This is a genomic window from Planotetraspora sp. GP83, from assembly GCF_041262585.1.
Classification (GTDB): Bacteria; Actinomycetota; Actinomycetes; order Streptosporangiales; family Streptosporangiaceae; genus JAOEGB01.
Genome location: NZ_JBGCBZ010000016.1, coordinates 182238 through 196620, shown reverse-complemented (window position 1 = coordinate 196620; position 14383 = coordinate 182238). Strand labels below are relative to the sequence as shown.

The 14383-nt window shown below is 68.5% G+C and carries 13 protein-coding genes; 5 read left to right on the top strand and 8 right to left on the bottom strand.

What is annotated here, in order from left to right; translation table 11 throughout:
- Positions 1-809 precede the first annotated feature (809 nt).
- Positions 810-1193, top strand: coding sequence for a cell division protein SepF (locus ABH927_RS22785; RefSeq protein WP_370024287.1), 384 nt, complete (start codon positions 810-812; stop codon positions 1191-1193).
- 165 nt (positions 1194-1358) lie between these two features.
- On the opposite strand, the gene ABH927_RS22780 is transcribed toward ABH927_RS22785, so the two are convergent.
- From ABH927_RS22780 to ABH927_RS22765, 4 genes are all read right to left on the bottom strand, one after another.
- Positions 1359-2729, bottom strand: coding sequence for a hypothetical protein (locus tag ABH927_RS22780; protein WP_370024294.1), 1371 nt, complete (start codon positions 2727-2729; stop codon positions 1359-1361).
- Positions 2730-2885: 156 nt separating this feature from the next.
- A complete protein-coding gene (argS, locus tag ABH927_RS22775; protein ID WP_370024286.1) occupies positions 2886-4613 on the bottom strand; it encodes an arginine--tRNA ligase in 1728 nt (575 codons plus the stop codon).
- 78 nt (positions 4614-4691) lie between these two features.
- Positions 4692-5720 carry a phosphate acyltransferase PlsX gene (plsX, locus tag ABH927_RS22770; RefSeq protein WP_370024285.1) on the bottom strand — a complete coding sequence of 343 codons (1029 nt, stop codon included), beginning with the start codon at positions 5718-5720 and terminating at the stop codon, positions 4692-4694.
- Positions 5721-5737: 17 nt separating this feature from the next.
- Positions 5738-6307 carry a DUF1707 domain-containing protein gene (locus ABH927_RS22765; RefSeq protein WP_370024284.1) on the bottom strand — a complete coding sequence of 190 codons (570 nt, stop codon included), beginning with the start codon at positions 6305-6307 and terminating at the stop codon, positions 5738-5740.
- A gap of 420 nt (positions 6308-6727) precedes the next feature.
- Here ABH927_RS22765 and ABH927_RS22760 point away from each other — a divergent pair, with 420 nt between their 5' ends.
- Positions 6728-7693: a hypothetical protein gene (locus tag ABH927_RS22760; RefSeq protein WP_370024283.1), complete on the top strand. Its 966-nt coding sequence runs from the start codon at positions 6728-6730 to the stop codon at positions 7691-7693.
- 85 nt (positions 7694-7778) lie between these two features.
- Here the strand turns inward: ABH927_RS22760 and ABH927_RS22755 are convergent, their stop codons facing one another.
- From ABH927_RS22755 to ABH927_RS22740, 4 genes are all read right to left on the bottom strand, one after another.
- Entirely contained in the window at positions 7779-7940 is a 162-nt protein-coding gene (locus ABH927_RS22755) for a hypothetical protein (protein ID WP_370024282.1), read from the bottom strand.
- 62 nt (positions 7941-8002) lie between these two features.
- Complete coding sequence (locus ABH927_RS22750) at positions 8003-8539, bottom strand: YbhB/YbcL family Raf kinase inhibitor-like protein (RefSeq protein WP_370024281.1); 537 nt, start codon at positions 8537-8539, stop codon at positions 8003-8005.
- A gap of 22 nt (positions 8540-8561) precedes the next feature.
- Complete coding sequence (locus tag ABH927_RS22745) at positions 8562-9350, bottom strand: ABC transporter ATP-binding protein (protein ID WP_370024293.1); 789 nt, start codon at positions 9348-9350, stop codon at positions 8562-8564.
- Position 9351: 1 nt separating this feature from the next.
- Positions 9352-10257 (bottom strand): ABC transporter permease, encoded by a 906-nt coding sequence (locus tag ABH927_RS22740; protein WP_370024280.1) that lies wholly within the window; start codon positions 10255-10257, stop codon positions 9352-9354.
- A 463-nt stretch (positions 10258-10720) separates the two neighbouring features.
- Between ABH927_RS22740 and ABH927_RS22735 the strand changes: the two genes are divergently transcribed.
- From ABH927_RS22735 to ABH927_RS22725, 3 genes are all read left to right on the top strand, one after another.
- On the top strand, positions 10721-12409 hold the full coding sequence (locus ABH927_RS22735) for an ABC transporter substrate-binding protein (RefSeq protein WP_370024279.1): 1689 nt from the start codon (positions 10721-10723) through the stop codon (positions 12407-12409).
- A gap of 93 nt (positions 12410-12502) precedes the next feature.
- On the top strand, positions 12503-13429 hold the full coding sequence (locus ABH927_RS22730) for an ABC transporter permease (protein ID WP_370024278.1): 927 nt from the start codon (positions 12503-12505) through the stop codon (positions 13427-13429).
- Positions 13422-14372, top strand: a complete 951-nt coding sequence (locus tag ABH927_RS22725; RefSeq protein ID WP_370024277.1) for an ABC transporter permease — start codon at positions 13422-13424, stop codon at positions 14370-14372. The genes ABH927_RS22730 and ABH927_RS22725 overlap by 8 nt, the downstream gene beginning before the upstream one ends.
- Positions 14373-14383: the final 11 nt, after the last annotated feature.

Here is a 14383-nt window from a genome sequence, read left to right as displayed (position 1 = left end):
CCGCGCCACCTTCGACCTGCTTCGCAAGCGCGTGCTCCTCACGACGTGATGCTCACAGGGGGTCGTGATGATCACGAGATGTGGGCCAGATCCAGGATTCGAGCGTCGTTGACAGTGCTCACGAGCACGGCGAGCCGGTGCCGGCATGGCCGCCTCCAGTCTCGGCTGGGCCATCTTGTCGTCGTCGTTGTACGGGTCGATTGTGTGGCTGGGAGCCATGGCGCGCTGGACTCACGTCAAGACGATGATCCGGCCAGTTTGGGAGTTTGCGGGTTCCCCGGCAGGTGGAAATCGCACTGCGGGGCCGCTAGTCCTCAAGCGTTGCAGAGGCTCGATGCGTGCGGGGTTGAGTAAGTATGGCGGGAGAGTTGGCGCGGGGGCGGGTGGGTGCGGAGGCCGGCGTAAGACCATGCCAGAGACCACCGCGCCCGCGAAGGGCCGCGAACGCGGCTTCACCGGACCGCAACTGTCACGGCCGGCCGGAGCACCCGCCCGACGCCGTGCCTACGGACAGCGGCCACCGCGCCCGCGGACAGGTCGCTGGCCATGTCGTCCGCAGCCCGATCGACCGCCACCGGCGGGAGGTGCAGAGAAGTCGTTTTAGGCAGTTCCGCCGGGGTAGACGGCGGGCGGGTTACTCTTGAAGAGTCAAGCAATCCACGATGTAGACCCACATACTCGACCTCTATATTCTCCAGCCAAAATCAATTAAATGATCGGGCGTGTCGCCGGGGTTCCGCTGAATCGTCAGTTACCGTCCCACGTATCGGGACAACCCGGAAAAGGACAAGCCGGAAAAGGACATGCCGATGGGGGCAGTGCGCAAGGTGGCGAGCTACCTTGGCCTGGGCGCGGTGGAGCAGTATGACGAGGCCTACGGCGACGACGATTACGGGGATGATGAGTGGATGCCGGCGTCCGAGCGGGCGGCCAAGCGCTGGCAACCTTCGGGGGAGCCCGCACGGATCGTCATGGTCCGGCCGCAGAAATACGACGATGCTCTGACAATAGGGCGGCATTTCCGTGAGGGGCATACGGTCGTGATGGATGTCGTCAGTATGTCGACGACAGAGGCTACCCGGATGGTGGATTTCGCGGCGGGGCTCGCCTATGGCTGTGAGGGCCGGATCGAGCGGATCGCGGACAAGGTGTTCCTGCTCACGCCCGCCAGTGTCGAGGTTTCGACAGCCTGACAGCAACCCGCAGCGGCTGAACAGACCAGCAGCTGCCGCGCGTCATGAGTCACCGGCCCTCCATCATCAGTCACCTGCCCCGTCATCAGTCACTCGTCCACTCCGCGACCCATCGGCCGTCGACGGTTCCGTTGCGCGCGGAAGGGCCTGGGGCCAGTCCGGCCGTTACGCGGCGCGGGGGCCGCGGCGGAGGGCGCGGGTGAGTTCGGTCAGGTCCTCGGCGGCGGCGTCCGTCCGCTGGCCCGACTCCTCGACGTACTGGCGGAAGGCCGCGACAGCCTTGTCGGCCAGGTCGGACAGCTGACCGGCCCGGGCCTGGACGTGCTGGAGATCGGCCAGTTCCCGGGCCCGCTGGCGCCAGATGAGATAGCCGCTGTACAGGCCGAGGGTCAGGCCCGCGAGGGCGAGCAGCGGCGAGACGACGAAGCCCGCGACGAAGACGACTCCCGCCAGACCGGCCAGCGCGTATCCCGGCCATTGGCGGCGCTGCCTGGGCACGCAGTCGGTCACTATCTTCAGCTCGGCCGCGGCGATCGACTCCTGGTCCGGACCGTCCGGCCGTAGCGTGACGGGGTGGCCGAGGATCGGCACGGTCACGGACTCGGGCGGCGGGGCCTTGACCGTTTCGACGAGAGACTCGGCAGCCGCTTTCACGGCCGGCGCCGCCACGTGGAGGGCGAGCGCCGCGAGATGCGGGTCGGCGCCGGGCCGTACGTCCTGGAGGAGGTGCCCGCTGAGCGAGCTCAGCGGGCCTTCGGGGCCGCCTTGGCCGATCAGGGCGCGGAGCACGGCCAGCGGCTCGTCGTCGGGCCAGACCGTCGCGGTGTCGACCTTCGAGACCTCGGCGGGCTTGGGCGCGGAGGTGATCTCGGCGCATCGCTCGCGGAGCAGGCGGAGCCGCGCGGCGGCCTGAGCGGTCTTGGCGATTTCCGGCACGCCGGCCAGGCCGGGGAACCCGTCAAGCGACGGAGGCACGACCGCAGCGACCTCCACCCCATGAGCCTCCACCCCATGAGCCTCCACCCCATGAGCCGCCGCCGCGGTTTCCTCCGGCACGAGGGCTTTGAGCCAGAGCTCGTCCTCTGGCGGTACGGCTACCGCGTCCAGCTTCCGCAGTACGAAGATCTTGCCGACCGGGCCGTACGCCCCTCGGGCCGCGGCCAGCCACAGGGCTCGCTGTCCGGTGGTGACGGGGCGGTCGTCCGCGAGCTCGCCGAAGGCGGTGCCGAGCCAGGACGCGTGGATCCGGTCCCCTTGGCCGCAGACGGCCAAGGCCAGGCACAGGAAGAGCGAGGTGCGCCGATCGTCGAGCTGGGTGGCGAGGGTCACCGGCTCCTGCGCGTCCTTGCCCGACATGGTCAGCACCAGGGCCTCGACGGCGGGGGCCAGCCAGTAGCCAGGCACGTCGGTGACACCCGGGGGGAGGCTGGGCGCGCTTCCGTCGGCCGCCAGGTGCACGAGGAGCGCCTGCGCGTAGCGGTGCAGCTCCGTCGCGTCGGCCAGACCCCCCGGGTCCGGGCTCGTGGTCAGGTCCATGCTCACGCGAAAACGCTCCCCGAGGGATTGGCAGGCACTCCCTTGACCGCGCCAGACTAGACGCCTGACGTGGGCGGGAGGGAACAGGCGCGCCGGGCGGGGCCGTAGAGTTGACCCCGCTCGGGCGTGGGTGCTACGTCGTGTCCCGAAATATCCCTACATGCGCTCGGGGACTTCGATGCCCAGCAGGTCGAGCCCCTGGAGCAGCACCCGGAGGGCGAGTCCCGAGAGGGCGAGGCGCGACGAGCGGACGGGCTCCTCGGCCTTGAGAACCGGGCAGCTCTCGAAGAATCCGGTGAACGCCTGCGCGAGATCGAACAGGTAGTTGCACAGGCGGTGCGGCTCGGAGGTTTCCGCGACCGCCTCGACGACTGAGCCGAAGCCCAGCAGTTGCAGGGCCAGAGCCCGTTCGGCGGGCTCGCCCAGAGTGATGGGCCCTGTGAAGTCCGATGGGTCGAGCTCACCGCGCCGGAAGATCGAGCGGATTCGAGCCACCGCGTACTGGAGGTAGGGCCCGGTGTTGCCGGTCAGGGCGAGCATGCGGTCGAAGTCGAAGACGTACTCGCTGTCGTGGCTGACCGACAGGTCGGCGTACTTCACCGCGCCGATGCCGACCTGGCGGGCGATCTCCCTGCGCGCGGTGGGGTCGTAGCCGCGCTCGGCGATGACGGCCTCGGCCCGGATGACCGCCTCTTCGAGCAGCTCGGTGAGCTTGATCGACTCGCCGCTCCGGGTTTTGAACATCTTGCCATCGCTGCCGAGGACGCTGCCGATCTGGACGTGTTCGGCGCTGACCTCGTCGTGGAGCCAGCCCGCCATGCGCGCCGCGGCGAAGACCATCTGGAAGTGCAGCGACTGGGTGGCGCCCACGACATAGAGAATGCGGTCGGCCTTGAGGTCGCGCACCCGGTAGCGGATGGCGGCCAGGTCCGTGGTGGCATAGCCGTACCCGCCGTCGCTCTTGCGGATGATGAGCGGCAGGGGCAGGTCGTCGCGGCCGGTGAAGCCGGGCGGGAAGACGCAGAGCGCGCCCTCGCTGATCTCGGCGACGCCGGCGTGCTCCAACTCGTCGCACACGTCGGCCAGCATCGGGTTGTACATGCTCTCGCCCGCGATGTCCGCGTCTGCGAGCGTCACTCCGAGCATGTCGTAGACATGGTTGAAGTAGCGCTTGGTGTATTCGATGAACTCGTGCCATAGCCGGAGGGTGTCGGGGTCGCCGCCCTGCAGCAGCGGCACCCTCCGGCGGGACCGCTCCTCGAAGTCGGCGTCGCCGTCGAACTTCCGCCGCGCCTCCTGATAGAAGGCGTTGCCGTCGCCGGCGGCGAGCCTGCTCAGCGCCTCGTCCTCGCCGACGTCGATCAGGTTCTCGATGAGCATGCCGAACGGCGTGCCCCAGTCGCCGAGGTGGTTCTGCCGGACGACCCGGTTGCCGACGTGCTCATGGGTGCGGGCGAGGGTGTCTCCGACGATCGTCGTCCGGAGGTGTCCGACGTGCATCTCCTTGGCGGCGTTCGGCGCCGAGTAGTCGATCACGACGGTTTTGGCCGGAGGCTGTGGCACGCCCAGCCGCTCGTCCCCGAGCTGCCGGACGGCCTGCTCGGCGATCCACCCGTCGCTCAGGGTCAGGTTGAGGAACCCGGGCCCGCTGATCTCGACGGTGATGTCGGTCTGGCCGGTCTGGTTCAGGGCGTCCACCAGGGCCTGGGCGACCTCCCGCGGCGCACGTCGGAGCCGCTTGGCCAGGCTGAGCGCGACGTTCGCCTGATAGTCGGCGAACTGGGAGGGCCTGATCAGCGGATCTTCGGTGGCGTACTCCTGGCCGAAGGCGGTGCCCAGCGCCTGCTGGACCCGCTCGGCGAGCACGAGTTGCGGGTCGGTCATGCCCCCAAGCTTATCGGCGGCCCAATCGCGCTCGCCTTTCCATTGAGCCGTCCGCTCCCCAGGTCGCCTGAGGTGCCCTCACCAGAGGCGGTGGGACTTGGGGGTGGAGGCGACCCGCTCGCCGATCCGGGCGACGATCCCCTGGGCGGCCAGACGCGAGGCCAGCTCACACGCCGCCGCGATGCCCTTCGCCTTGGAGGACCCGTGCGCGATGACCACGGTCCCGTTCAGGCCGAGCAGTACGGCGCCGCCGTGGGCCTCGGGGTCGAGCCGGTCGGACAGCTCCCTGAGCCTGGCCCGCTGGAGCAGGCCGCCGATCCTCGCGACGCGGCTCTCGCCGATCGTCTCCCTGAGCTGGCCGAAGGCGTACCGCACGCTGCCCTCCAGCGTCTTCAGCGCGACGTTGCCGGTGAAGCCGTCGGTGACGACCACGTCGACCTTGCCGGCGAGCAGGTCGTGGCCCTCGATGTTGCCGGTGAAGTCGATGCCCGGGGTGGCCGCGAGCAGTTCGTGGGCCCGTTTGGCGAGCTTGTTGCCCTTCTCCGCCTCCGCGCCGATGGTCAGCAGTCCGACACGGGGGCTCCTGAGGTCGAGCGCGGCCTCGGCGTAGGCCACGCCGAGGTGGGCGAACTGCACCAGCATCTCCGGCTTGGCGTCGGCGGTGGCCCCGGCGTCCAGCAGCACGGTAGGCGTGGGCCGGGTCGGGAGGGCGACCGCGATCGCGGGGCGGACGACCCCCTGCTGGGCGCGCAGGCGGAGCCGCCCGGTGGCCACGATCCCGGCGGTGGACCCGGCGGAGACGACGGACGCCGCGTCGCCCCGCCGTACGAGATGGCAGGCGATGGCGATGCTCGACCGCGGGCGGCGGAGGCTGGCCAGGGCGCCCTCGTCCATCGCGAGGGCCTCCTCGGCGCGCACGATCGGGATCTCGGAGACGGCGTCGTGCTCGGAGAGCGCCTGGTGAAGCAGGCGCGGCTGGCCAACCAGGACGACGGGGACCCCTCGCTCCCGCACGGCCTGCACGGCTCCCGCGACGATCTCGCCGGGCGCGTTATCACCACCCATGGCGTCGAGGGCCACGGGCGCCACACGGCCTCCGGATTGCATGCCCGAATCGTAGGCCCTCAGGGATACGCCTCCCGGTAGACCACGATCTTGCCGAACGCGGCCTTTCCGGTCACCCGGATCAGCGGGCCGTCTCCTTCCGTCTTGCCGCCCGTCACCGCCCGCTTGGAGAACAGGGCGATGCCCTCGTCGATGACGTGGGCGTTGTGAGGCACGGTCACGATCAGTTTGCCGCAGAAGGAGTTGAGCTCCAGCGTGACCTCGCGGCCGGGGATGACGGCGTCGGTCAGGTCGACGATCAGCGCGCCGAAGGTGGATCGCAGCTCGGTGTGGCGTCCGGCCACCCAGCGGCCTCCCCGGATGACCTTGCTGAAGACGGCCGCGACCTCCTGCTTCTCGGTGGCGGGCAGGGATGTGGGGCCGGAGACCTGCGGCAGGTCCCTGGTCAGGGGCACCAGATCGCCCATGGTGACGGCGGCGTAGGCCGCGTCGAGCCTGTCCGCGTGCTCCGTGCTGGTCAGGCGGCCGGTCGCCAGCGCTTCGCCGAGGATGGCGGCGACCCGGTCGCGGTCCGCGTCGGAGGCGCGCTGCGCGGGGTCGTCGCCGGCGTAGGGGGTCAAGGAAGTCACGCTCTCAGCGTAGCTCCTATCGAGATATGTCGCGATAGTTCGCACTTCCATCCCTGAAATCTCGGCGCCGACGATCTCGTACGGCAGGGCGAGGCGACGCCCGTGGCCCGGATTTGGGCCGGGGCGCGCCGAGCGTTCTAAAAGCGAGCGGAAAATCTCGCCTCCAAGCCTGGGCGGCATGTTTACCGTGGCTTTCTCCCGCGCCGGGTATGGCCTGACCGCCGGGTGGTCGTGAGCCATCCAATATCCGGACTTTCCTGATCCTTGCCCTGGTCGCTGCCCTGATCGAGCGCACATTCCCCGGCCCCCGAAGGGTGATAGAAAAGCGGTCGTCTTTGTCGGCGCGCCCGCCGACGCACGGGGGTTCTTGGGTTCGTCATTCCCACTCTCGTGAAAAGGAATATGAACCGGGGGCAATAAATGAAACGAGTCGTTAGGGCAGCCGTCGTCGCCGTAACGGTCGGCATCGCGGGCATGATGGCCGCTCCGGCCCATGCCGACGCCTGCAACCAGGTGTGCGACTCTCGCATCACGGCGGTCGCCACGCTGCTGGCCGATCTCCAGAACGACACGGTCGGCGGGGCCACCGCGGGAGCCACGGCGCAGGCGACGGCCGTCGTGGGCGTGGCGGTGAACCTGACCGCCGCGATCAGGGCCGACCTCGTGGCCGTGGCCAACATCGCGGGCACCACCACCGCCGGTCTCTCCGCCCAGGCGAACGCCCAGCTCGCCGCCGCGGCGAACCTGGCCGCCAGCATCACCGCCACGGCCACCGCCAACCTCACCGCGAACGTGGTGGCGACGCTGGAGGCCCACCTCGTCGCGGTCCTCAACGCGACCGCCAACGTCAACGCCAACATCAACGCGGTCGTGGTGGCCAAGGCCAACGCGGCTGCCGCCGCCGTCGCCCAGGTCGGCAAGCCGGCCGTCGCGGCCACGGGCGAGGCGGCCGGCGCCGTCCAGGCCGCGGCTCCAATCGCGGCCACGGCGGTCGGAGCGGTCAACCTGAACGCCGCCGCCAACGTCACGGCGCTGCTCAACCTCAACGCCGCCGTCGCGGCGACCGGCAACATCGCCGGGGGCCTGCTGGTGCTGGTCCCGTGCGAGACGCCGGCCACCAGCGTGAAGAACTCCGTCCAGTCCCAGGCCCAGGCGACGACCAGCCAGGCGAACGCCGACGTGAAGAGCACGGTCACGAGCGTCAAGCAGGAGACGGCCCCTCCGGCCGCGGCCGCCACCGCGGTCGCCGGCACCACGGCGTCCCTGGCCGCCTCGGCGACCGCCGCGGTGGACGCGCAGGCCTCGACCGCGGTGACCGCCGTCCCGGCGACCGTCACCGGCTCGCTCCCGCAGGGCAGCGGGACCGCCCTGGCGAAGGCCAGCTGACCTTCTCCGCCGCCGCGAGACGAGTACGGCCGGCGTCCCCACCCTGGGGGCGCCGGCCGTACTTTCGGGTCTCAGGTCGTCGCGCTCATGTCGCCGGGACGCGCAGGCAGGTGCGCCGGGCGATCTGGGCCTGGAGCCGGGCCATCTGCCAGTGCAGGTCGATCAGCTGCTCGGTGAGCGTCCCCACCGGCAGCTCTGAGGGATCTTCGGCGGCCAAATAGTCGATCGCCGTCGCCAGGTCGCTCATCCCGCCCCTTCCCTAGCTCGAATCTCCGTTCGAATCATAGTAGAACAGCGGGCGCTTTGGCATCAGGTTTCGTACACAGGTGCGATGTAGCCGCGGGCGAGCGTGTTCGCCGTGATGTTGAAGCCGACCACCGCCGGAGGGCTGTCGGTCTCCAGGCCCAGCGTCTCCACGCCGAGGGCGTGGACGGCGAAGATGTACCGGTGCGGGTGTCCGGGCGGCGGTGCGGCCCCGTCGTACTGCTTGGCGTTGAAGTCGTTGCGGGCGTGCCTGGCCCCCGCCGGGAGCCCCTTGAACTCGGGTGCGGTGCCCGCTCCGGTCGGAAGCTCGAACACATCGGCCGGGATGTCGAACAGGACCCAGTGCCAGAAACCGCTCCCGGTGGGAGCGTCCGGGTCGAAGCACGTCACGGCGTAGCTTTTCGTTCCGTCGGGGGCGCCGGACCACCGCAGGTGCGGGGAGAGGTTCTGTCCGGTCATCCCCCAGCCGTTGTAGACGTGGGCCTCGGGCTTGCGCTCGCCGTGGCGGATGTCGTCGCTCTCGACGGTGAGCTCGGCCACCTCGGGCAGGTGGTCGTATGGGATCGGTGCCTGCGTCGGCATGGTTCAGCCCTCCAGTGAACGGTCAGGCCTTGTTGTAGGCCTCCAGGACCTCTTGCGGGTCGCCTTCCATCTTGATCTTGCCCTTGTGCAGCCAGATGACGCGGTTGCAGGTCTCCTCGATCACGTCGAGGTTGTGGGCGACCAGGAAGACGGTGCCGGCGGACTCGCGCATCTGCATGATGCGCTCCTGGCTCTTGCGCTTGAAGTCGCGGTCTCCCGTGGCGAGGGCCTCGTCGATCAGCAGGACGTCGTGCGTCTTGGCGGAGGAGATCGCGAAGCGGAGCCGGGCGCCCATGCCGGAGGAGTAGGTCGACATGGGGAACTGGACGAACTCCCCGATGCCGGAGAAGTCGACGATGTCGTCGTACTTCTCGCGCAGCTCGGTGGGCGACATGCCCATGGCGTAGCAGCCGAGGACGATGTTGCGCTCGCCGGTGAGCTCCTTCATGAGGGCGGCGTTGACGCCGAGCAGGGACGGCTGCCCGTTGGTGTAGACGGCCCCCTTGTGCGGCGGCAGCAGCCCCGCGATGGCCCGCAGCAGCGTCGACTTGCCCGAGCCGTTGCGGCCGATGATGCCGATGGCCTCGCCGTGGTGCGCGACGAAGGACACGCCCTTGACGGCGTGCACCTCCTTCATCTGCGGGCGCCCCTGGCGGCGGAGGATGCGCATGAGGGCGTTGGCCGCGTTGCCCTTCTCGGACTCGCTGGCCGCGCCGTACACCTTGTAGACGATGTGCAGGTCGTCGACGATGACCGTCGGTGTTCCGACGGTCATCGTCGGCCGCTCCTCGCTCAGGGACTCCTGCGTCATCTCAGCCACGGCCGTACCTCTCCTCGGCGCGCCAGAAGTACCAGAACCCGGCGATCAGCGCGAACACCGCCCAGAACAGGCAGGTCGTCCATGCCCAGCGCTCGGGGAACCGCTGGTAGATCAGGAGATCGCGCATGAACTCGATGTACGCGGCGGCGGGGTTGAACTCCAGAGCCCACCGGAGCATGTCCGGCAGGCCCCTGGTCTTGTCGGTGATCATGTAGAAGACACCGGAGGCGTAGAGCCAGGTGCGCAGGATGAACGGCAGCAGCTGGTTGATGTCGCGGATGAAGGCGCCGATGCGGGCCATGAAGAGGCTCGCGCCGAGGTTGAAGACCAGCTGCATGAGCAGCGCGACGGGGATGAGCAGCCAGAGCAGGCTGATCGGCTCCCCGGTGACCAGCACGAGGAGGATGAGCACCCCCATCGACCAGCCGAGCTGCTGGAGCTCCTGGATCGCGTAGGCCAGCGGCAGCGCGGCACGCGGGAAGTGGAGCGCGCGGATGAGTGACAGGTTCGAGGAGATCGACTTGGCGCCGCCCGTCACGGTCCGCTGGGTGAAGGTGAAGACCATGACCCCGGTGATGAGGAACGCGGGGTAGTTGTCGATGTGCTTGCTCTGACCCAGGATGATGCCGAACATCAGCCAGTAGACCGCCGCGTTCAGCAGCGGCGTCAGCACCTGCCAGAGCTGGCCGAGGGCCGACTCCGAGTATTTCGAGACGTTCCTCGACGTGGCGTACGTAAGAATGAAGTGCCGCCGGTCCCACAGTTGGCGCAGGTAGGCGGGCAGGCTGGGGCGTGCGATCGCACGACGCAGTCCGTAACGCTCGGCGAGCGCGGCCAGCGATTCCGGGGCTCGGCCGCCCGCCTGGGCGTCCGCGACAGCGGATTCCGGCTGGCTCATGGCAAGGACTCTATTGGATGGTGGTTGATGAGGAGCCTGCGATGGGGGTCCGTCGGCTTCTCGCTGGGGTCGGGTACGGCTGTCGCGCCGGCCTCGACTGGGTGCTCAATTGAGGCTCGACTGCGACTTTGGTCAAAGGTAGCCCAGGACATCGTGGTATGGGGACAACGGCACGGGGGCTTATGGCTTCCGCTTGGGCATGCAAAGCAGGTCACATGGTAGATGTACCCTTATGTGGGCTTTGCGCCCTAGCTAGGCTTTTTGGGGCTCACGCGGTTGATTGCGTGTGACGCCCCGCTGACGCACGTGTGACCGAACTGCAACGCGCCAGAGACGTCACTGGTGCGGCGCGTGAGGGATGCTCGCGGACGACTGGCAGGGCGTCAGCTGGTTTGACCATGTCCGGAAAACCGGGGACCTTACCAGCGGGAACGCCCATCCTTAGAGGGAGGACCAATCCACTATGCGCGTGACTAAGGGCGCGAAGATTGCCGCCGGCTCCGCGCTGCTTGCGCTGAGTGTCGCCGCGTGCGGCGGCGGCGGCGGTTCGAGCAGCGGCGGCGGCAGCGGTAACCCCCGCGCGGCCGCCGGCACCGTGTACATCCGCGGTTGTGAGCCCCAGACCGGCTTCGTCCCCGGGAACATCAACGAGACCTGCGGCGGCACGATCAACGACTTCGTGTACAGCAAGCTCGTGAAGTACAACTCGGACACGGCCGCCCCCGAGCTCGACCAGGCCGCGTCGATCGACACGACCGACAACAAGGTCTGGACGATCAAGCTCAAGCCCGGTCTCAAGTGGACCGACGGCACTCAGGTCACCGCGAAGAACTACGTCGACGCCTGGAACTACACCGCGTACTCGCCGAACGCGCAGCTCGGCGCCTCCTGGTTCGCCGACGTCGTGGGCTTCGACAAGGTCAACACGCTCGACCCCGACGGCCCCGACGGGCCGAAGGAGGCTCCGAAGCCGGAGACCGACAAGCTGTCGGGTCTCGAGGTCGTCGACGACCTCACCTTGAAGGTGACGCTGACCGCGCCCGTCGCCGTGTTCCGTACCAAGCTGGGCTACTCCACGTTCGGTGCGCTGCCCGACGCCTTCTTCAAGGACCCGAAGGGATTCGCGTCCAACCCGGTCACCAACGGCCCCTTCAAGTTCGTGAAGTGGGACCACAACTCGCAGATCGTGGTCGCCGCGAACCCCGACTACGCGGGCGCGGAGAAGCCGAAGGTCAAGCAGATCGTCTACAAGATGTACAAGGACGACGACGCGGCCTACGCGGACCTCCTGTCCAACAACCTCGACTTCACCGAGCTCATCCCGCCGTCGGCGCTGGCGGGCGACAAGTGGAAGACCGACCTGGGCGACCGGGCGGTCGAGGGCAAGCAGGGCACCATCCAGACCCTGTCCTTCCCGCTGTACGACAAGGAGTTCGGCGGCAACGCGGACTTCCGCAAGGCGATCTCCCTCGCGATCGACCGGAAGACGATCACGGACAAGATCTTCAACAAGGGCCGCGTCCCGCTGGACAGCTGGGTCTCCCCGATCGTGGACGGCTACAAGGCCGGCCAGTGCGGCGAGTTCTGCGCCTACGACCCGGCCAAGGCCAAGGAGTTCCTCACCAAGGCCAAGTCCGAGGGCTACACCCCGCCGAAGGAGTTCCCGATCTGGTACAACGGCGACTCCGCGCACAAGGAGTGGGTGGACGCCGCCGCCAACAGCATCAACCAGGCCCTGGGCGCCGACGCTGGTTTCACCGTCGTGGGCAAGGCCATGCCGACGTTCGACGAGTTCCGTAGCACCATCACGGAGCACAAGATCAAGGGCATGTTCCGCACCGGCTGGCAGATGGACTACCCGCACATCGAGGACTTCCTGAACCCGCTGGTCAAGACCGGCGCGTCCTCCAACGACGGCCTCTACAGCAACAAGGACCTGGACGCGAAGCTCCACGAAGCGGACACCGCGACCGACCCCGCCCAGTCCATCTCCCTGTACCAGCAGGCCGAGGCTATGCTGGCGCAGGACCTGCCGACCATCCCGCTGTGGTCGTACGGCCTGCAGGCCGGCACCTCGAAGTGGGTGACCGGGGTGAAGGTCACGCCGTTCGGCGTTCTTGACCCGCTCTCCATCGCGATCAAGGAAGCCTGAGCCTCCACCTCGTAAACGCGCTGTCGAGGCCGGTCCGAGACCGGGGCCGGCCTCGACGGCTGTCCACCCACGCCCGCCAGACTGGAGGTGCACATGGGCCGATACGCGATCCGGCGCCTGTTGCAACTCATACCCGTGCTGCTCGGCACGACCTTCCTCATCAACTACATGGTGTGGCAGCTGCCGGGCGACCCCTTCGCCGGCCGGTGCGGGCAGCGACCCTGCCCCGACAGCTACGTGAACGCCATGAGGGCCCAGTTCGGCCTCGACCAGCCGATCCTCGTGCAGTACTGGAACTTCCTGAAGAACATGCTCTCCGGCGACCTGGGCGTGGACTTCAACCAGGTGCCCGTGGCGACCCAGCTCGCCGACGCCTGGCCGATCACCATCAGGCTGGCGCTCCTGGCGGTCGTGATCGAGGCCGTCATCGGCATCGGCGCGGGCGTGCTGTCCGGCCTGAAGCGCGGCGGCTTCCTCGACAACGTGGTCACCATGTCGACGCTGATCCTGCTCTCGCTGCCGGTCTTCGTCACCGGCTTCCTCCTGCAGTGGCTGCTCGGCGTGCAGTTCCAGATCGTCAACCCCACGGTGTCCGACGAGGCGCCGGTGAGCGAGTTGCTCGTCCCCGCCTTCGTGCTGGCCAGCCTCAACATGGCGTTCACCGCCAGGCTGACCCGGACCAGCATCGTGGAGAACCTCCGCTCCGACTACGTCCGTACGGCTGTCGCCAAGGGACTGGCGAACCGGCGGGTGGTCGGGGTGCACCTCCTGCGCAACTCCCTGATCCCCGTGCTCACGTTCCTGGGCACCGAGGTGGGCTCGCTGATGTCGGGCGCCATCATCACCGAGGGCATCTTCAACATCCACGGCATCGGCGGCCTCCTGTACCGGGCGATCACGGGTCAGGACTTCACGATCGTGGTCCCCGTGGCGTCGCTGCTGGTGCTCGTGTACCTAGTCTCCAACCTGCTCGTCGACCTCCTCTACGGCGTGCTCGACCCGAGGATCCGTTATGAGTGACCCCACAGTTGCCCAAGACCTGATCCACGGCGGGGACGAGCCCACGGGGGCGGTCACGGTCACCTCGACGGGCCGGCCGCGCAGCCTCTGGCGGGACACCTGGGACATCCTCCGGCACCGCAAGATCTTCTGGGTGTCCCTGGTGCTGCTGATCCTCTTCCTGCTGATGGCGGCGTTCCCCTCGCTGTTCACGCACAAGGATCCGAACTACGCCACGCTGGCCCGCAGCATGGAGCCGCCGAGCTCGGACGCCTGGTTCGGATACGACCTGCAGGGCCGGGACGTCTTCGCCCGCACGATCTACGGCGCCCGCGCCTCGATCATCGTCGGCGTCGCGGCCACGCTGCTGACCGTCCTCCTCGGAGGCGTCGCGGGCGTTCTGGCCGCGTACTACGCCCGGTGGCTGGACGCGATCATCTCCCGCCTCGGCGAGATCTTCCTCGGCGTGCCGTACGTGCTGGGCGGAATCATCATCCTCGGCACCATCGCGCCGGCGCAGACCAGCCCCAACGAGTTCACGATCATGGCCGTCGTCATCCTCGTTCTCGCGATCCTCGGCTGGCCGATCCTCATGCGCATCGCCCGCTCGGCGGTCATCCAGGCCAAGCACCAGGACTACGTCCAGGCCGCCCGCGCGCTGGGGGCCGGGCCGTTCCGGATCATCTTCAAGCACCTCCTGCCGAACTCGCTGGCGCCGATCCTCGTGTACTCCACCATCACCATCGGCAGCTACATCGGCGCGGAGGCGACGTTCTCGCTCCTCGGCATCGGGCTCCGGCCGCCGGTCATCTCGTGGGGCATCGCGATCGCCGACCACACCCGGTACATCCGGACGGGCGCGCACGCGATGTTCTTCCCCGCGGCGTTCCTGTCCCTGTGCGTGCTGACCTTCGTCATGCTCGGCGAAGCCGTACGTGACGCCCTCGACCCCAAGTTGCGCTGAGGAGGCACAGA

Bases quoted from the DNA above. Each gene is read 5' to 3' on its own strand.
- ABH927_RS22785 (WP_370024287.1), top strand. From the start codon at position 810: ATGGGGGCAGTGCGCAAGGTGGCGAGCTACCTTGGCCTGGGCGCGGTG.
- ABH927_RS22780 (WP_370024294.1), bottom strand. From the start codon at position 2,729: ATGGACCTGACCACGAGCCCGGACCCGGGGGGTCTGGCCGACGCGACG.
- argS (WP_370024286.1), bottom strand. From the start codon at position 4,613: ATGACCGACCCGCAACTCGTGCTCGCCGAGCGGGTCCAGCAGGCGCTG.
- plsX (WP_370024285.1), bottom strand. From the start codon at position 5,720: ATGCAATCCGGAGGCCGTGTGGCGCCCGTGGCCCTCGACGCCATGGGT.
- ABH927_RS22760 (WP_370024283.1), top strand. From the start codon at position 6,728: ATGAAACGAGTCGTTAGGGCAGCCGTCGTCGCCGTAACGGTCGGCATC.
- ABH927_RS22755 (WP_370024282.1), bottom strand. From the start codon at position 7,940: ATGAGCGACCTGGCGACGGCGATCGACTATTTGGCCGCCGAAGATCCC.
- ABH927_RS22750 (WP_370024281.1), bottom strand. From the start codon at position 8,539: ATGCCGACGCAGGCACCGATCCCATACGACCACCTGCCCGAGGTGGCC.
- ABH927_RS22745 (WP_370024293.1), bottom strand. From the start codon at position 9,350: ATGACGCAGGAGTCCCTGAGCGAGGAGCGGCCGACGATGACCGTCGGA.
- ABH927_RS22740 (WP_370024280.1), bottom strand. From the start codon at position 10,257: ATGAGCCAGCCGGAATCCGCTGTCGCGGACGCCCAGGCGGGCGGCCGA.
- ABH927_RS22735 (WP_370024279.1), top strand. From the start codon at position 10,721: ATGCGCGTGACTAAGGGCGCGAAGATTGCCGCCGGCTCCGCGCTGCTT.
- ABH927_RS22730 (WP_370024278.1), top strand. From the start codon at position 12,503: ATGGGCCGATACGCGATCCGGCGCCTGTTGCAACTCATACCCGTGCTG.
- ABH927_RS22725 (WP_370024277.1), top strand. From the start codon at position 13,422: ATGAGTGACCCCACAGTTGCCCAAGACCTGATCCACGGCGGGGACGAG.